This is a genomic window from Aestuariivivens sediminicola (genome assembly GCF_022662015.1).
GTDB lineage: Bacteria > Bacteroidota > Bacteroidia > Flavobacteriales > Flavobacteriaceae > Aestuariivivens > Aestuariivivens sediminicola.
Genome location: NZ_JAKMCM010000001.1, coordinates 886,618 through 903,562 on the forward strand (window position 1 = coordinate 886,618; position 16,945 = coordinate 903,562).

Annotated in this window: 18 protein-coding genes and 1 tRNA gene; 14 read left to right on the forward strand and 5 right to left on the reverse strand. The window is 39.6% G+C overall.

Annotation, left to right across the window (positions count from 1 at the left end; genetic code table 11):
• Nucleotides 1–31: 31 nt before the first annotated feature.
• Entirely contained in the window at nucleotides 32–730 is a 699-nt protein-coding gene (locus MR041_RS03885; protein WP_242092274.1) for an acetolactate decarboxylase, read from the reverse strand.
• A gap of 193 nt (nucleotides 731–923) precedes the next feature.
• Between MR041_RS03885 and MR041_RS03890 the strand changes: the two genes are divergently transcribed.
• The 3 genes from MR041_RS03890 (at nucleotide 924) to MR041_RS03900 (ending at nucleotide 3,606) form a co-directional block, all read left to right on the forward strand.
• A complete protein-coding gene (locus MR041_RS03890; RefSeq protein ID WP_242092275.1) occupies nucleotides 924–1,712 on the forward strand; it encodes an alpha/beta fold hydrolase in 789 nt (262 codons plus the stop codon).
• A 304-nt stretch (nucleotides 1,713–2,016) separates the two neighbouring features.
• Entirely contained in the window at nucleotides 2,017–2,862 is an 846-nt protein-coding gene (locus MR041_RS03895) for a LytR/AlgR family response regulator transcription factor (RefSeq protein WP_242092276.1), read from the forward strand.
• A 117-nt stretch (nucleotides 2,863–2,979) separates the two neighbouring features.
• Complete coding sequence (locus MR041_RS03900; protein ID WP_242092277.1) at nucleotides 2,980–3,606, forward strand: CPBP family intramembrane glutamic endopeptidase; 627 nt, start codon at nucleotides 2,980–2,982, stop codon at nucleotides 3,604–3,606.
• A 716-nt stretch (nucleotides 3,607–4,322) separates the two neighbouring features.
• Here the strand turns inward: MR041_RS03900 and MR041_RS03905 are convergent.
• Together MR041_RS03905 and rseP are read right to left on the reverse strand one after the other, a co-directional pair.
• A tRNA-Asn gene (locus tag MR041_RS03905) sits at nucleotides 4,323–4,396 on the reverse strand.
• A 70-nt stretch (nucleotides 4,397–4,466) separates the two neighbouring features.
• Entirely contained in the window at nucleotides 4,467–5,798 is a 1,332-nt protein-coding gene (gene rseP, locus MR041_RS03910) for an RIP metalloprotease RseP (protein WP_242092278.1), read from the reverse strand.
• Between the two features lie 161 nt (nucleotides 5,799–5,959).
• Here rseP and MR041_RS03915 point away from each other — a divergent pair, with 161 nt between their 5' ends.
• From MR041_RS03915 to MR041_RS15695, 4 genes are all read left to right on the forward strand, one after another.
• On the forward strand, nucleotides 5,960–6,628 hold the full coding sequence (locus MR041_RS03915; protein WP_242092279.1) for an SCO family protein: 669 nt from the start codon (nucleotides 5,960–5,962) through the stop codon (nucleotides 6,626–6,628).
• 241 nt (nucleotides 6,629–6,869) lie between these two features.
• A complete protein-coding gene (locus MR041_RS03920; protein WP_242092280.1) occupies nucleotides 6,870–7,106 on the forward strand; it encodes a FeoA family protein in 237 nt (78 codons plus the stop codon).
• Nucleotides 7,099–9,198, forward strand: a complete 2,100-nt coding sequence (gene feoB, locus MR041_RS03925; RefSeq protein WP_242092281.1) for a ferrous iron transport protein B — start codon at nucleotides 7,099–7,101, stop codon at nucleotides 9,196–9,198. The genes MR041_RS03920 and feoB overlap by 8 nt, the downstream gene beginning before the upstream one ends.
• Before the next feature lie 37 nt (nucleotides 9,199–9,235).
• Complete coding sequence (locus MR041_RS15695; protein WP_479686166.1) at nucleotides 9,236–9,364, forward strand: FeoB-associated Cys-rich membrane protein; 129 nt, start codon at nucleotides 9,236–9,238, stop codon at nucleotides 9,362–9,364.
• Here the strand turns inward: MR041_RS15695 and MR041_RS03930 are convergent.
• Complete coding sequence (locus MR041_RS03930) at nucleotides 9,314–9,496, reverse strand: hypothetical protein (protein ID WP_242092282.1); 183 nt, start codon at nucleotides 9,494–9,496, stop codon at nucleotides 9,314–9,316. The two genes, MR041_RS15695 and MR041_RS03930, sit on opposite strands and share 51 nt — an antisense overlap.
• On the opposite strand from MR041_RS03930, the gene MR041_RS03935 reads away from it, so the two are divergent.
• The 7 genes from MR041_RS03935 (at nucleotide 9,483) to MR041_RS03965 (ending at nucleotide 15,505) form a co-directional block, all read left to right on the forward strand.
• The gene (locus tag MR041_RS03935) at nucleotides 9,483–10,142 is read left to right on the forward strand and encodes a metal-dependent transcriptional regulator (protein WP_242092283.1); all 660 of its coding nucleotides are present in this window, start codon (nucleotides 9,483–9,485) and stop codon (nucleotides 10,140–10,142) included. The two genes, MR041_RS03930 and MR041_RS03935, sit on opposite strands and share 14 nt — an antisense overlap.
• Complete coding sequence (locus MR041_RS03940) at nucleotides 10,135–10,926, forward strand: transporter (protein ID WP_242092284.1); 792 nt, start codon at nucleotides 10,135–10,137, stop codon at nucleotides 10,924–10,926. The genes MR041_RS03935 and MR041_RS03940 overlap by 8 nt, the downstream gene beginning before the upstream one ends.
• Before the next feature lie 73 nt (nucleotides 10,927–10,999).
• Nucleotides 11,000–11,905, forward strand: a complete 906-nt coding sequence (locus MR041_RS03945) for a metal ABC transporter solute-binding protein, Zn/Mn family (RefSeq protein ID WP_242092285.1) — start codon at nucleotides 11,000–11,002, stop codon at nucleotides 11,903–11,905.
• Nucleotides 11,906–11,959: 54 nt separating this feature from the next.
• Nucleotides 11,960–12,697, forward strand: a complete 738-nt coding sequence (locus MR041_RS03950) for a metal ABC transporter ATP-binding protein (protein ID WP_242092286.1) — start codon at nucleotides 11,960–11,962, stop codon at nucleotides 12,695–12,697.
• A 24-nt stretch (nucleotides 12,698–12,721) separates the two neighbouring features.
• Nucleotides 12,722–13,849: a metal ABC transporter permease gene (locus MR041_RS03955; RefSeq protein ID WP_242092287.1), complete on the forward strand. Its 1,128-nt coding sequence runs from the start codon at nucleotides 12,722–12,724 to the stop codon at nucleotides 13,847–13,849.
• The gene (locus tag MR041_RS03960; protein ID WP_242092288.1) at nucleotides 13,842–15,002 is read left to right on the forward strand and encodes a metal ABC transporter permease; all 1,161 of its coding nucleotides are present in this window, start codon (nucleotides 13,842–13,844) and stop codon (nucleotides 15,000–15,002) included. The genes MR041_RS03955 and MR041_RS03960 overlap by 8 nt, the downstream gene beginning before the upstream one ends.
• Before the next feature lie 143 nt (nucleotides 15,003–15,145).
• Nucleotides 15,146–15,505, forward strand: a complete 360-nt coding sequence (locus MR041_RS03965) for a YraN family protein (RefSeq protein WP_242092289.1) — start codon at nucleotides 15,146–15,148, stop codon at nucleotides 15,503–15,505.
• Between the two features lie 94 nt (nucleotides 15,506–15,599).
• On the opposite strand, the gene MR041_RS03970 is transcribed toward MR041_RS03965, so the two are convergent.
• Nucleotides 15,600–16,928, reverse strand: a complete 1,329-nt coding sequence (locus tag MR041_RS03970; RefSeq protein ID WP_242092290.1) for a TlpA family protein disulfide reductase — start codon at nucleotides 16,926–16,928, stop codon at nucleotides 15,600–15,602.
• Nucleotides 16,929–16,945: the final 17 nt, after the last annotated feature.

Genomic DNA, 16,945 nt, shown 5'->3' on the forward strand with positions numbered 1-16,945 from the left:
CCCCTATTATTGAAAGTTGCAGCGGCGCTAATTATTTAGAAACTTTTAATGTCGCTTTTTTGGAATCAAAAACTACGGAATCGACATGCCCCATTATTGTGCGGTCATCGGAGATAAAATGGGCATGAAAATAACTGTCATGATGGGTGAACACCGTTTTATGATTTCTTGAAAAAAATCCAATTATAGATCCACTGACATCATCATATCTGTAATTTGTCAGACCCTCATGTGCTTCCCTGGGTGAAGACACTAAACTACCTTCAGGAAGATTGACACTGTGAATAGTAAGGTCTTCAAAAACACCATCAATTCGCACAAGTAAAGGATCATCATACGCTATGAAAAGTGAATCGATAAATTGTTCCGTTGATTTAAGCGATAACCTATGATCCGGCATTACTAATTCCATCAATTCACTCTTGCTTGTGTACACAAAAAATGGAGCTTTAGTTGATTTCATTTGCGTCACCTCGTGAGTGGAACTGTCTATAACTTTTGAAACAAATGTTTGTCCTTCAAACAATAACACTTCTCCTTTTAAGTATTCAATAGGCCCCAATCCATAGGAAGTCGGATGATTCATGGAATCTGTTGAAATTTTACCAGCTAATTCTCCCTTCCACATCACATCCCTCATCTGACCAACAACTTTGATAGAGGATGTATTGTTATTATTGTTACATGAGATGAACAACACAAAAGACGAGATGAACAAAAAGTATTTCATGATTCAAAAATAAAAAAACGGCTACACTTTAAAAGGATAACCGTTTTACTGTGATACGTTGGGCCCCCTGATATTGTTATGTCGAACCAATTTAATGAAGAATTGAAAAGATTTGCTTCATATTATGATTTTTATCATTATTCCTTAACCATTTAAAAAGTATCTTTTTAGATTCTCATAAACTAGACGAACTATGAAAAGACTAATTAAGCTCATAATGATTTTCACCGTTTCCTTAAACATAGCATGCAAGGAATCTCAACAAAAAAATAATTATGTTTTAGTTCACGGAGCTTATCATGGAAAATGGTGCTGGTATAAAGTTATTCCCATCCTGGAAAAAGATGGCAATAAGGTTTACGCAATAGATTTGCCGGGACATGGGCAAGACAACACGCCTCCAGAAGATGTAACATTAGAAAAGTATAAAGAGAAAATTTTACAAACTATAAACAAAATTGATGGGCAAGTTATATTAATTGGACACTCTCTTGGAGGAATTTCAATATCTTCAGTTGCGGAGACAGTTCCAGATAAAATTAAATCTCTAATTTATTTGAGTGCTGTTTTACCAATAGATGGTGAGTCTGCTTTTGTGGCTTCTTCGTTAGACCCAAATCCAAATGAAACTGTTTTTTATGAAATTTCTGATAATAAAAAGACTGTAAAGGTTATTCCTGACCTTGCTAAAGATATTTTCTATAATACTTGTTCTGATAAAGACAAGGAATACGGTATTTCGAAATTATCTGCTCAGGCTATGGAACCTTTTTTCGCTACTGTTAATTTGTCTAAAGAACGTTTTGGAAATATCCCAAAATATTTTATCGAAACCCTGAAAGATGAAGCTTTAAGTATAGAGATTCAACGTATCTGGCATCAAAGAACTAAATGTGAAGCTATTTATTCCTTAGATAGTGGTCATTCTCCATTTTTCTCAATGCCAAAAAAACTTGCCGAGACGATATTAGCGATAAAATAACTCTTTCTATGTCATCAGGATATTATAGAAATAACCCTTAAGTTTAAGGCATAAAAAACCATCGATATTATTGTAAGTGGTTTTTTTGCTCCTGCTCCGCAGCTGAACCACTGGAATCAATCAGTCATGCTTATTATTACCTACCTTCGACAAGCTCATGGTAAACTTGCTCGGTGAATTAACCCGGTCTGCCAACTGAATGGTTCTTCTCCAAGAAGGTCACTTGAATTTTTCGCTAATTTTACTTTTATTTTATGTGTTGCTATTGCAATAAAAATATAACAGAGAAAGATACCTTTGTAACATGTTTGAAACGCCATCAAATAAAAAAACAAGCATTTGGCCAAAAGATGGAGCAATTTATACAGAAACCGTTGTCATTATTTTGTTGGCCATAGTTTCCATGTCACTCCAGTATGGCAGGCTGGATTTAACCACATTGCTGAGTCCCCAATTAGGGGTAAGGATCATTGGAAGCTTATGTGTGTGGTTTGCGAACAAATACACCCTAGATTATATACTTCAGTCCAGGATTGACTCCAATAAGGTCTCTCAATACCTGCCTTTTGAGATGACCATAGCTTCGGTAGCCGTGACATCGATCATTTACCTTATTTTTTATCCGATTTTACTCTATCTGAACGACTTGAGTTTTGTCTGGGCCAAATTTCTTCAGGGGCTTTTTCTTACCTCCGGGCTTAGTTTGCTTATTGTGACCTTTTATGCTGGTATTCATATATGGAAATCCTGGTGGAGTGATGGTGAATTCCTATTCCTTGCGAAAGATAACGGACAAGCCGAAAAAGAATGGAGAGACTTTATCACCATAAAAAAATCCCAGGAGGACATAACTATTGACCTTAATGACGTGAGCTACTTTATAAGTGAATTTAAGATCGTGTTCCTGGTGGACACAACAGGTAAGAGATGGATCACGCAATACAATCTCTCTGAACTTGAAAACAGTCTCGATGACAGGTTCTTTAGATTGAATCGAAGAATTCTGGTTAGTCGCCCGATGATATCCCGTGTTAAAAAGCTCTCAAATCACAGACTTCTCGTAACAGTTGGTAAAGAAAACGAAAGTCACAAAGAGCCCGTCAGCAGATATAGGTCCACGAGATTTAAACAATGGTTACACAGCGCATAGCAATTAGTGATCATTCAGTAAAAATTCTGTGACCATTCAGGAAATGATTTGCACCCGCATGAAGAATTTACATGACAGTGTCGGTTATTTGTACTTATAAACAAATCATTCACAATTATGAAAAATAACAAGCTAACACTTTTCGGATTACTTTTATTCCTTGGGTTTCCTTTTCTATTGCAGTTTTTACACCTTGAGTTAATGTTTTTCGAAACAGGGATGTGGCTGCTTCTTGTTTTGATCCTCTTATGGATCTATTTGGTAGAGAAACGGACGATTGCCACAATCGGATGGAAAACATTGACAGTCAAAACAGCCTTTTCTGGAATAGGTCTGGGACTTGTGATTTTCATTCTTTTTGGGCTTTTAACCACTGTTATCCGAGCCATAGGCCTTGAGCTCAGTCAAGAAACAGCAGAGCTGATCGCAAGCCAATCCATTCCTTTTCTCTTACTGATGGCGTTGAGAGCAGCTGTGATTGAAGAAGTGCTCTATCGCGGATATGCTTTTGAACGTCTATACCAACTGACGAAGTCCAAATGGCTGGCCGCATTCGTGCCGGTGATCATTTTTACCCTGATGCACGTGTCCTGGGGTGTTGGACACCTCGTGTTCGTATTCATTGCAGGCGCGATTTTCATGCTTGTGTATATTTCTAAAAGACACCTGGGATTGATTATGATTGCTCATTTTATAACTGATGTTATTGCTTTGCTTGTGTTACCAATCTTGCTTGAAGCTTAGCAAAGTGCTAATGTAAATACAGAGCAAAAAACGCTTTTACATATTTGTAAAAACTTTATAATATTATTAAATGAAAATCCCTGCCATAAAAAAATGACGGGTTTTAAATTATATTTTAGCAATATAGAGCAAGCTTAATATGAGGTATAGTTTTAAGTATTTATCAGATGTGACTTATTCCATAAAATGCATAAAAGGTGATTAGTACATTTATTCTTATTAAATTCCATATTCAATAAGTATTTTTACCAATGAGTCTTAATAAGCTGAAAAAAGACTATAAACAGAAGTAAATAATAATTAAAAAACAATCAATAGTATGGATTTTAAAAAAGTAACATTCTTGGCATTCTTAGGTAGCCTTTTGATGCTGTTCCCATCGATTCTGTGGACATTAAGTAGCATTATTAGTAGTTGGGATTATAAATTATTTGGTCTTATACCTTCTCCATTACCATCTGTTGTATCTTTAATAGGTCAGATATTTATTGTCATTTTCTTTTATGCGCTCTACGAAAAACAAGATTAAAATGGTACAAACATAAAAGACCTACATTTTCATGTAAGTCTTTGGTGAGTTGCTCCCCCACCCCGCCCGAACGACTGAAATCGTTCAGTCGGGCGGGTTGGGCTTTCCGCTTATAGCGGGACAGGCTTCTTCGCCCAAAAGGGTCAAAACAAAAACGCCACCTTTTGGTGACGTTTTTCTTTCGATGCTCCCCCTCTTGGGCTCGAACCAAGGACCCTTTGATTAACAGTCAAATGCTCTAACCAACTGAGCTAAGGAGGATCATTTTCGCTTTTTGCGAGCGCAAATATATGCTAATTTTTAATCACTACAAATTTAATAATTAAAATTTTTAATCAAAAATGGCTTTAATGATATCATTGCCATTGGCAAACAAAACCAGTGCAATTAGAATGAAGAACCCTATCATTTGGGCATATTCCATGAACTTATCCCCCGGTTTTCGGCCCGATACCATTTCGTACAGTAAAAAGGTCACATGCCCACCATCTAATGCCGGTATGGGTAACAGGTTCAACACGCCAAGCATAATCGATAAAAATGCCGTTAAATACCAGAATGCCTCCCAATTCCATTGGGCAGGAAACATGTTTCCAATGGCCGCAAATCCACCTATCTGCGTGGCGCCCTTTTTTGTAAAAATGTATTTAAACTGCCCCAGATAATCCCGAACTTCCCAATACCCGTGGCTCAATCCTCCGGTCACACTTTCGGCAAAATTATAATCCCTTTGATTGAAGCTAATATATTCCAAATCCGATGGCGTTGTAAAAATGCCCATCACCCGGTCTTCTCCCAATGTAATTGAAGTCTGATTTAATTGGTTATCCCTCTCGTAGGAAATCTCAAAGCTATTGCCGCCCTGGTTTTTAATTTCATAAGTTAAATCCGAGTAATACGCAACCGGTTTGTCGTTAACGGCCACTATTTTATCTCCGGCCATTAACCCTGCCTTACCGGCTGGCAGGTCCGCAACCACAGAATCTAACTTAAAAGGATAACGCGGGGATAAACCGGGGATATCCCCTGCCTCAAACAGTTGGGTGCCTATGTCTTCCGGAAGAGCAATATCCTCAATGACACCATTCTCATGCGCAACTTTAATATTCTCGACCGTCCTGAACATCAGGATTTTGTTGATATCAACCGTAAGCTCTTCAAAGGGCTCTCCATTTACCGAAATGATCTTATCCCCCTGTTGAAATCCATATTTCTCCAATGTTTTGGAAACACCGTAACCATATTTAATATCATCTGTGTTGGAATAATTCGTTCCCCAGGTAAATAGCAGCATGATAAACAGAACGAAGGCCAGAATGAAATTCATAAGAACACCACCTAACATGATGATTAAACGTTGCCAGGCCGGCTTTGTCCTGAACTCCCATGGTTGTGGAGGCTGAGCCATTTGTTCAGTATCCATGCTTTCATCAATCATACCCGCTATTTTTACATAGCCCCCTAAAGGCAGCCAGCCAACACCATATACGGTTTCTCCTATTTTCTTTTTGAACAAAGAAAATTTCACATCAAAAAACAGATAAAACTTCTCCACCCGAGTTTTAAAGGCTTTCGCCGGGATAAAGTGCCCCAGCTCATGCAACACCACCAATATGGACAAACTCAATAACAATTGAGCTGCTTTTACTAAAAATACCGACATCTAATTTTTTTTAATCGCACAAAAGTAATGTTTTAAACCAAGTTTAAAAAGCTATTTGTGTTGGGACGAACTGATTTAACATGATTTTAAGGCTTTATAATTTCCGCGACCACCCACATTCGTCGTATTTTTGTAATAAAGTTATTTCATAAGTTTATCTCATGTTATCATTTTTTAAGGTTTACAGAAAATTTGCCATCGTTTTTGGCATTATTTCAATCATCATTATTTCACTTATTTACAGGACCTTAAATGTATACCAGCCATTGCCCGTTTACCAACCTGCTATGGTAAGTACCGATTTGGTGGACAGTACGCTTCAATACAAAAAGAAATACCATAAAATTGCTGATTTCTCCCTGGCTAACCAGAACGGTGATACCATAACTAAAGAAGATTATGACGGTAAAATTTATGTAGCCGATTTCTTTTTTACAACCTGCCAAACCATCTGCCCCATCATGACCGACCATATGGTCACCATTCAAAACGAAATCATGGACGACGATGAAGTGATGCTGCTCTCTCATAGCGTAACTCCCGAAATTGACAGCGTGGCTCAGCTGAAGCGCTATGCCATTGAAAAGGGCGTTATTGACAGCAAATGGAATTTGGTAACAGGAGAAAAGAAACAGATTTATGATCTGGCCAGGAAAAGCTACCTGGCAGTCAAAGATATTGGAGATGGCGGCCCTTTTGATATGATCCATACTGAAAATTTTATGCTGATCGATAAGAAAAGGCAGATTCGAGGATTTTACGATGGCACAGATGCAGAGGATATGGAAAAACTACTGGATGACATCGCACATTTAAAGAAGGAAGAATAACAGTCTGCCCATGGCATCGCCAGGGTGTCTTGCTGGTTTTTTTTATTGCTTAAGTACCTATTTCTCGACACCATGTATTGGTGTTTCCATAGATCAATTTGTTAAAGCGAGTTCTTTTGTCACTTGTCATGTTCATCGAGATGCTGTCATTATTGAATCATTTAAGAAACTTTGAACTTGAAACTTTGAACTTGAAACTATTTCCCGTATTTTTGCTTCTTTAAAATCAATCTAAATAAGCTTGCAACATTCGATAGCACATCTGAAACTTGGTGAACGGGGCATTATTATTGACGTTTCTTCCAAACTAATCCCCTTAAAACTCCTGGAAATGGGTTGTCTTCCCGGTAATATGGTGGAGCTCGTTCAGGTGGCACCCTTCCAAGACCCCATATATCTCAACATTAACGGGTCGCATCTTGCCATAAGAAAGGAGACTGCTGTTCATATTTTAATTGAAAAAGTACTCCATGGGTAAACAAATAAATGTTGCTTTAATTGGAAACCCGAATACCGGTAAAACCTCGGTTTTTAATGCCCTTACCGGATTAAATCAGAAAGTGGGCAACTACCCGGGTATCACGGTGGAAAAAAAAGAGGGGCTTTGCAGATTACCTCGGGGGGTCAAGGCCCATATTATAGATTTGCCCGGAACCTATAGCTTGAATGCCTCATCACTTGACGAAAATGTGGTCATTGAATTACTGCTGAATAAAAATGATAAAGATTTTCCGGATGTGGCTGTTGTGGTAAGTGATGTTGAAAACTTAAAACGCAACCTGCTTCTGTTTACTCAAATTAAGGATTTGGAAATTCCGACCATCTTGGTTATCAATATGGCAGACCGCATGAACTACAAGGGTATTTCATTGGATATTGACTATTTGGAGAAACAGCTACAAACAAAAATTGCCCTGGTCAGTACCAGAAAAAAAGAGGGCATTGATACCTTAAAGGATTTGATCGCAAACTACAAGGAACTCTCCGTTACACCCTGCTTGAATGCTTCTGAAATTGACACCCCCTATTTCGATAACCTGCGCAAAGCGTTCCCAAATCAGCTGCTTTATAAACTGTGGTTGGTCATCACTCAGGATGTCAATTTCGGTAAGACCAACAGAAAGGAAATAGAGGATGTATCCGGTTTTAAAACCAAAAGTAAAGCGGATTTAAAACGTCTGCAACAAAAGGAAACCATAAAGCGGTATCAATTTATAAACAATGTGCTCAAGGTTGGGCAAACCATAGATCTGAACAATGCCAAAGACCTCCGCATTAAACTGGATCGGATTGTAACACATAAATTTTGGGGCTTTATTATTTTTGGGTTTATACTGCTTACCATATTTCAGGCGATATACGACTGGTCCGCTGTCCCCATGGATTTTATCGACTCTGCCTTTGCTTCCCTAAGTGAATGGATTAAAAATCAACTTCCGGGTGGTGCCTTCACGGATTTGTTGGCCGAAGGTATTGTTCCGGGACTGGGTGGGATCGTTATTTTCATACCTCAAATCGCCTTTCTGTTTTTGTTTATCTCGGTATTGGAAGAAAGCGGATACATGAGCCGTGTCGTCTTCTTAATGGACCATATTATGCGCCGTTTTGGTTTAAGCGGTAAAAGCGTGGTGCCTCTTATTTCAGGTACGGCCTGTGCTATTCCGGCCATTATGGCAACACGAAACATTGAAAGTTGGAAAGAACGCCTCATAACTATTTTGGTTACACCATTTACGACCTGCTCTGCCAGGTTGCCTGTCTATTTGATCATTATTGCATTGGTCATCCCAGAGGGCCGCATTTTTGGCCTGGGTTATCAGGCTTTAACCCTCATGTTATTGTATCTGATCGGGTTTGGTAGTGCCGTTTTTTCTGCCTACATCCTCAACAAAGTTCTGAAGATTAAGAGCCGAAGCTTTTTTGTGGTTGAAATGCCCAATTATAAAATTCCTCTTTTTAAAAATGTGGTGTTCACCGTAGTGGAAAAAACGAAATCGTTTGTCTTTGGTGCGGGAAAAATCATCTTAGCCATTTCTATCGTGCTATGGTTCCTCGCTTCCTATGGACCGAATGAAAATTTTAATGAGGCTGAAAGCATCGTTAAAACAGAGTTTGAAGACCAAAATTTAAGTGATGAAGAACTCCAACAAAAAATAGCCTCTCACAAATTGGAACATTCATTTATTGGTGTTATTGGCCGTACATTGGAACCTGCGATAAGCCCTTTGGGTTATGACTGGAAAATAGGTATCGCCATTGTAAGTTCCTTTGCGGCACGAGAAGTTTTTGTCGGTACCCTGGCAACCATCTACAGCGTTGGCAGTGATGAAGAAGAAACCATTAAAAACAGAATGGCAGGTGAGGTGAATCCTATATTGGGAGGGCCTTTATTCAATTTTGCCTCGGGTATTTCGCTGTTACTTTTTTATGCATTCGCTATGCAATGCATGAGTACACTAGCCGTTGTAAAACGTGAGACAAACAGTTGGAAATGGCCAATTTTACAGTTGTCCATTATGAGTACCTTTGCGTATATTGTTGCTTTAATTGCTTTTCAAGTCTTGAAGTGATGCACTATTTCATGTAGCTCAATGCCTTATGACCGCGATGATTCAAAATTTATTGGTTCTTATCTGCCTGATACTGGCCCTGCTGTTTCTGGGTAGAACGTTTTTATGGAAAAGCTCAAAACATAAAAATTCCTGTGGCGGCAAGGATGATTGCGGCTGTCACTGATAATCTATACCCTATCCCTAAAGTAAATAAATGAGATCCATCATTGTATGCATCTCTTTTTTTTGTTACCTTTGAAAAATATTTAAGTATGCTTAAATTAATTTTAAAGGTATTATAAATGTCTGTTGCCATCGAGAATTTTTTAAAGGCCATTTACAAAAATGGTAAACGCGATAATAACGATACCAAGCCCGGGAGTATTGCCAGAGAACTCAATATATCTAATGCCGCGGCTACGGATATGGCACAAAAATTGGCAGCGAAAGACTTACTCCATTACGAAAAGTATCAAGCGCTCAGGCTCACTGAAAAAGGCACCAAAATAGCAATGGATGTGATACGAAAACATCGGCTTTGGGAGTCATTTTTATTCAAAACCTTCGATATGTCCTTGCACGATATACACAGGGAAGCTGAGTTATTGGAGCACCAGACCTCAGATTTCCTGGCCGAAAAAATGAGTACTTACCTGGGCAATCCTAAGTTTGACCCTCATGGCGATCCGATTCCCAATGCCGATGGCGAAATTACGACGGTGGATTCCTCCATAGCCCTCTCACAGGCCGAGGAAGGAAAACACTATACGATTTCACGATTGATGAGTGACGACAAGGAGTTTTTTGAATTCTGTGCACAACACGGACTTAAATACGGTCATGTGGTTCTGGTATCAAAACAATTCACCAAAACCAAAATGACTCAAGTTCAAATTAATAACAATACCCTCATTTTAAATGAAGGATTTACTTCGATAATTTATGTCAATGAAAATGAATAGAATAGCTGGTATGCTCTTAATTTGTGCGACATCAGTCTCGGTTTTCTCTCAGGAATTAGATTCCTCTCTGGGTACGCTGATAACGGATCGCCCTGATGCCACAGAATCGCCATCCACTGTTCCTGTTGGTTACATTCAGGTAGAGACCGGAGCGTTTTTTGAACGTTATGAAGAAGGTGATTTTAAAAATGAGAACTACACGTTCAATACCACTTTAGTCAGGCTCGGGATTTTAGAAAATCTGGAATTACGATTAGGATGGGATTTTATTGAACAAAAAACAAGTGGACAAAACAATGTATTAAGTGGTTTTAGCCCGCTTCTTTTGGGGACCAAAGTGGCCATTGCTGAAGAAAATGGTTGTTTCCCTGAGATTGGTCTCATTGGGCATTTATTCTTGCCTGTTAGCGCGGGGAGGGACTACAAGCCGGAGACCACTGGGATAGATTTCAGGTTTGCCTTTGCCCATACACTTAGCGAACGTTCCAGTTTATCGTATAATATTGGTGCTCAATGGGGCGACGATTCTCCCGAAGCCGCCTATATATATACCCTTGCATATGGGCTGGGGCTTACAGAAAAACTAGGGGTCTATGCAGAACTCTACGGTGACTTTCCGGAAAACCATAGTGCCAACCATTACTGGGATGCGGGATTGACTTATCTGATATCTGATAGCGTGCAGTTGGATGCTACTATTGGAACCAGTATAACCGAGGGACAGGATATTTTATTAAGTGGCGGCCTCAGCTTTAGAATACCTACAAAAAGACAGAAGGAATGAGAAACAGTACAAAAGACATAAATCGGAATAGTGTGTTAACCTCTTTATTGCTGAGATTTAAAAAGATACATCCATGAAGAAAATAAGTGTCCTAATGGCAGTTATGATACTGCTATTTAGTTGCAAAAATGAGAAAAAAGAGCATTCCCCGCTAAGGGTCGTTACCACCACAACGATGATTACCGATTTAGTGAAGCAAATTGGTGGTGATCTTATCGAGGTCCGGGGTTTGATGGGTAGTGGTGTGGATCCTCATCTGTATAAGGCGAGTGAAGGTGACGTTACCAAATTGACCAACGCCGATATTATTTTTTACAATGGCCTTCACCTGGAAGGAAAATTGGTTGAAGTATTTGAAAAGATGAAGAACAAAAAAACCGTGGCAATAGCTGATGCGCTGGATAAAAGCACCTTGATCGGATCGGAGTACTTCGCTTCCAATTACGACCCCCATATTTGGTTTAACGTGGATTACTGGAAGCAAGCTACCAATTTCGTGGTAAATACACTTTCCGAAACATTACCCGAACAAAAGGACTTTTTTGAAGCCAATGGAACGGATTATATAGAACAATTGGATGCCTTGAAGGCAAAAATTACGAATACGATAGCAACTCTGCCACTGGAAAAACGCATTCTGGTTACCGCTCATGATGCTTTTAATTATTTTGGGGCTTACTTCAATTTTGAAGTTGTTGGACTTCAGGGTCTGTCAACAGCAACTGAAGCCGGCGTTCAGGACGTTCAAAATCTGGCGGCGTTTATCATAGAGCGTCGGGTAAAAGCCATTTTCGTAGAGAGTTCTATCCCTAAGCGCACCATTGAGGCCCTTCAGGCAGCTGTGCTGTCCAAAGGGCATGAGGTTACTATAGGTGGTACTTTGTATTCAGATGCCCTGGGAGATGCCGATACCGTTGAAGGCACTTATTTAGGAATGTTTGAATATAACGTGAATACCATAGTAAATGCACTTAAATAACTTTAACCTGTTCTTTAAGTCGTTAAAAAAATACAATGAATGAATTAAACTAAAATGGAACCAAAAATAGCTGTACAAGTTGACGATTTAACGGTGGCCTATAACTACAAACCGGTGCTCTGGGATATCGATCTCGAGATTCCTGAGGGTGTTCTAATGGCTATTGTGGGGCCTAACGGGGCTGGAAAATCGACACTTATCAAATCTATTTTGGGTATTCTAAAACCTATTGCGGGAAGTGTCAGCATTTATGGAAAACCTTATGCTAAACAACGTGAACTGGTAGCCTATGTCCCTCAAAAAGGAAGTGTCGACTGGGACTTCCCAACAACGGCATTGGACGTCGTCATGATGGGAACCTACGGGAGTTTAGGCTGGATAAAACGTCCGGGGCAAAAAGAGAAGAAAGCAGCGCTTGAAGCTCTGGAAAAAGTAGGCATGTTGCCATTTAAAAACAGACAGATCAGTCAGCTGTCAGGAGGACAACAACAACGTGTCTTTTTGGCCAGAGCTTTAGTGCAAAACGCTGCTATATATTTTATGGACGAACCCTTTCAGGGTGTTGATGCTACGACCGAAATCGCCATAATTAATATTTTAAAGGAATTGCGTAAGGCCAATAAAACGGTTATCGTTGTGCATCACGATTTACAAACGGTACCCGAATATTTCGATTGGGTCACTTTTTTAAACGTAAAAAAAATTGCCACTGGTCCTGTAAAAGACATCTTTAATGATGATAACCTGACGAAGACCTATGGCATAAATTATAAAGTCAGTATCCAGGAATAGTCATTACACGAGTATAATTAAACAATGGACTTAGCAGAATACATACAGTTAGTGTTTACGGACTACACCTTGCGCACCATTACACTGGGCACTGCGATCCTGGGAGCTGTAACTGGTATGTTAGGAAGCTTTGCCGTATTGCGAAAACAAAGTCTTTTAGGCGATGCCATCTCCCATGCCGCCCTTCCCGGTATCGCCATCGCATTCTTAATCACCGGAATTAAAGACAGCAACGTTTTACTGCTTGGTGCCCTGATAAGTGGCCTTGTGGGCACTTTTTGGATACGAGGAATCATGAATAAAACGCACTTGAAATCGGATACCGCGTTGGGCCTTATTTTGTCCCTTTTCTTTGGTTTTGGAATGTTACTGCTCACCTTCATTCAAAAACAGCCCAACGCCAATCAGGCCGGACTGGACAAATATTTGTTCGGGCAGGCAGCTACCTTGGTTGAAAGTGATGTATGGATGATGACTCTGGTAACAGGGTCATGCTTATTTGTGCTTTTACTTTTCTGGAAGGAATTTAAAATCCTTTTGTTCGATGCCGATTACACGAAAACGCTTGGGTTCAACACCAAATTTATAGATGTTTTAATAACGACGTTTATCGTCCTGGCCATTGTTCTCGGATTACAGACTGTAGGTGTGGTTCTCATGAGCGCCATGCTGCTGGCACCTGCGGCAGCCGCTCGACAATGGACTAACAGCCTGGGTTACATGGTGATTATTGCCTCTGTTTTTGGCGCCTTGTCAGGTGTCGTTGGCACCGCCATCAGTGCAAGTCAAAATAACCTGTCTACAGGGCCGGTCATTGTTATCGTCGCAGGCGTATTTGTACTGATTTCCTTTGTCTTTTCACCAAGCCGAGGTCTCTTGTTTAAACAAATAAGATTACTAAAGAACAGACGCGATTTAAAATTACATAAGACCTTATCGTTTATGTACAATATTGCCAGAACACATGACGATATCTCTCATCCGCATGCGATTAAAATTTTGAATAATTTTCAGGGGTATACCACGGGGACCCTTCAAAAATTAGTCAGAAAAAATTATGTCCGCTTGGAAGCCGGCCAGTGGAGCCTGACCTTGGAAGGGTTTAAAGCAGCATCAAATTTGTATAACCAACAAGATCACAAAGATGAGTAGTGCCCAACTGGAAATACAACTCATTGCTAGTCTCGTCGCTATTGCCTGTGCCATCCCAGGGACCTTTTTGGTCCTGCGCAAAATGGCCATGATCAGTGATGCTATTAGTCATTCCATCTTACCGGGTATTGTTATCGGTTTCTTTATTACCCAAGACCTGAATTCCCCTTTACTTATCCTATTGGCTGCAATGACCGGCATCATTACAGTTATTTTGGTTGAGTACATTCAAAAAACAGGGTTGGTAAAAGAAGACACTGCCATTGGTTTAGTCTTTCCAGCATTATTTAGTATCGGTGTAATTTTAATTGCTAAAAATGCGAATGACGTTCATCTGGATGTCGATGCCGTACTCCTTGGAGAACTCGCTTTTGCGCCCTTCGACAGGTTAGTGATAGATGGATTGGACCTTGGTCCAAAGTCCTTATGGATTATTGGGGCCATATTGCTAACCACCCTGGGCCTGTTAATCGCATTTTTTAAAGAATTGAAGTTAAGTACCTTCGATATGGGTTTAGCCGCTTCCTTAGGGTTTCCCCCGGCAGTTATCCATTACGGTTTGATGAGTGTATCTTCTGTGACCACAGTAGGGGCCTTTGATGCTGTGGGTGCTATTCTGGTCGTTGCCTTAATGATTGCACCGGCGGCAACGGCTTACCTATTGACCAACGATTTAAAACGCATGCTCGGTTATGCCATCGGTTTCGGCGTTTTCAGTGCCATCTCCGGATATTGGCTGGCTCATGCCCTCGATGCCTCTATTGCCGGCTCTATAACCACCATGCTGGGATTATTGTTTTTAACGGTGTATCTCTTTGCTCCCAATAAAGGTATTATTGCCGTATTGTATCGTGAAAAACAGCAACGCACCGAAGTGTCTTTATTAACCTTTCTACTGCATCTTAAAAATCATAATGAAGAAACCGAACGTCATGTTAACCATTTGAATGAACACATAAACTGGCAAAAAGTTCGCAGCAAAACGGTATTGGATCTGGCTATTAAGAACAATATGATCAGCATTACCAATAATATCGTTTCGCTCACCGAAAAGGGTAATGATTTTACCACTCAGGCCATCGATTATATCATTACCAACGAAGATGCTCAAATTGAGCACATGAAAGACGATTTCTTCCTGTTCAGGGGATAATATTTTCTAATACGAACATAAAACACGCTTGGGCACACGCCTTTTTCGTGTTTTCAAAACGAATTATAGTTACATTTACAGCCTCCGATTTTAAGTGTTTCGGTCCTTCTTTAACCCATGTTTCAAATCATAACTAATTATATATGGCCCAACATTACGACCTAGGCATTGAAGGTGAACAGCTGGCAGTTGATTTGCTCTTAAAAAAGGGATATCAAATTTTAGAACGCAATTATCGCTATGATAAAGCAGAAGTAGATATTATTGCACAACAGAGCAAGACGCTTGCGATTGTGGAAGTAAAGACCCGTTCCTCCCTAGATTTTGGGAATCCGCAAGATTTTGTGAAACGAAAGCAAATTAAGAACCTGGTAAAAGCAGTTGACGCCTATATTAATGTGAATCAATTAGATGTCGAAGTTCGATTTGATATCATTGCTATCGTTAAAACAGGCACCTCATTTGAAGCTGAACATTTGGAAAATGCCTTTTACCATTTCTAACACTACCCTTTTTTATCAACACGGCCGCACAGCCTGTAGCCTGATTCTGAGAAAGGAAGCCAAGGCAGGATCAACCCTGTACTAAAATTTAAATTCAATCTGAACTAAACCATTCTTCCAGGGCTTCAAAATGTTCCGGTTTGGATACAATACGCTTGTCCTTATCTAAAACATAATAGGTTGGAGTTGACCGAACACCATATCGCTTCGCAATCGTGTTCTCCCATTTTCCTTTACCATAAATATTTATAAACTCTGGATAATCTAATATGAGATCCTCCCAACGCGAATTATCATCTTCCAGTGCTATTGCAATAATTTTAACCGAATCCTTTTGAAACGTCTTGTAAAAGTCATGTAATTTTGGGATTTCATCCAGGCAATGGGAACAATTTGAATTCCAAAACACAATGATATAATTTTTGTACCCTTTCAATTCACTTAAATTTCGATTGCCTGTTTTACCCTCCTTGGTTACATTAAACAAAAAGTCCGGTGCCTCATTCCCCAGGGAAGTATCCTTGAAAACAATTAATCCATTAAGCAGGCGCTGATCATTCAAGGACACTGCAATATCCATTAAATAGGATTCCCCAATATAGTTAGCCACGTCCTCCTTATTTAAATCTACCATTTGCTGCCATAAATCGACCAACAAAATACGCTTGACTTCCAAAGATGCTGATGCCATAGCTTGCCATAAAGTATCGGTATTTTCTATATATGCTTTGGTTTCATCCTCGGTAGATGCAGTCATTCCGAAGACATAATTAAGCATTTTTGCCTCCATAAGACTCGAACTTTGAAGCGTTTTATTGCTAAAATCAATAGCATCAAAATAATGGGTCTTGAGCAGATTCAAATAGGCCTTTAGGTCCACATATGTTTTCGGGATATATGGCTTATTCGCCTTTATAAGATCAAGGGCTATGGTGCCTTTTGCGGCCTTTTCAAAACTATCCTGTGTTTCACGCTGTATCTTAAAAATGGCTCTTAAAGCCGTTGTATCTTTACTTCCTTTTCTGTAGTATTCCCCAATACTTTGGGTAATCCTGGACATACTGTTGGCATAGGACGAGAGCAACTTATTCTCGAAAGATTTTAGGAATGACACCCCGGTTTCCGGGTTAAATGTAAGTTCTATGTCTTCCTTACCACTATAGATTACATCAAAATTGTAATCCTCCTGTGGGACCGCATAAACAATTTTATAAATGCCCCTGGTAACCGTAGAATCCAACTCAAACTTAAAACTGCCATCGCTGTGTATCTCAGCACTATTTATGTACTTCGAAACGGTAGGATTCGATTTGTATAGCAGAACGACCTTATAATCCTCGGGAGGTGAAAAACGTCCCGTGATGGAATATTGCCCCAAAATCAAGTGAGGTAATAATAGGACTATGGCAATAAAATGTTTCAATTCTATATGGTATTTAA

Excerpts from the sequence above, each read along its gene's own strand:
- MR041_RS03885 (WP_242092274.1), bottom strand. The coding sequence starts at position 730 with ATGAAATACTTTTTGTTCATCTCGTCTTTTGTGTTGTTCATCTCATGT.
- MR041_RS03890 (WP_242092275.1), top strand. The coding sequence starts at position 924 with ATGAAAAGACTAATTAAGCTCATAATGATTTTCACCGTTTCCTTAAAC.
- MR041_RS03895 (WP_242092276.1), top strand. The coding sequence starts at position 2,017 with ATGTTTGAAACGCCATCAAATAAAAAAACAAGCATTTGGCCAAAAGAT.
- MR041_RS03900 (WP_242092277.1), top strand. The coding sequence starts at position 2,980 with ATGAAAAATAACAAGCTAACACTTTTCGGATTACTTTTATTCCTTGGG.
- rseP (WP_242092278.1), bottom strand. The coding sequence starts at position 5,798 with ATGTCGGTATTTTTAGTAAAAGCAGCTCAATTGTTATTGAGTTTGTCC.
- MR041_RS03915 (WP_242092279.1), top strand. The coding sequence starts at position 5,960 with ATGTTATCATTTTTTAAGGTTTACAGAAAATTTGCCATCGTTTTTGGC.
- feoB (WP_242092281.1), top strand. The coding sequence starts at position 7,099 with ATGGGTAAACAAATAAATGTTGCTTTAATTGGAAACCCGAATACCGGT.
- MR041_RS15695 (WP_479686166.1), top strand. The coding sequence starts at position 9,236 with ATGATTCAAAATTTATTGGTTCTTATCTGCCTGATACTGGCCCTGCTG.
- MR041_RS03935 (WP_242092283.1), top strand. The coding sequence starts at position 9,483 with ATGTCTGTTGCCATCGAGAATTTTTTAAAGGCCATTTACAAAAATGGT.
- MR041_RS03930 (WP_242092282.1), bottom strand. The coding sequence starts at position 9,496 with ATGGCAACAGACATTTATAATACCTTTAAAATTAATTTAAGCATACTT.
- MR041_RS03940 (WP_242092284.1), top strand. The coding sequence starts at position 10,135 with ATGAATAGAATAGCTGGTATGCTCTTAATTTGTGCGACATCAGTCTCG.
- MR041_RS03945 (WP_242092285.1), top strand. The coding sequence starts at position 11,000 with ATGAAGAAAATAAGTGTCCTAATGGCAGTTATGATACTGCTATTTAGT.
- MR041_RS03950 (WP_242092286.1), top strand. The coding sequence starts at position 11,960 with ATGGAACCAAAAATAGCTGTACAAGTTGACGATTTAACGGTGGCCTAT.
- MR041_RS03955 (WP_242092287.1), top strand. The coding sequence starts at position 12,722 with ATGGACTTAGCAGAATACATACAGTTAGTGTTTACGGACTACACCTTG.
- MR041_RS03960 (WP_242092288.1), top strand. The coding sequence starts at position 13,842 with ATGAGTAGTGCCCAACTGGAAATACAACTCATTGCTAGTCTCGTCGCT.
- MR041_RS03965 (WP_242092289.1), top strand. The coding sequence starts at position 15,146 with ATGGCCCAACATTACGACCTAGGCATTGAAGGTGAACAGCTGGCAGTT.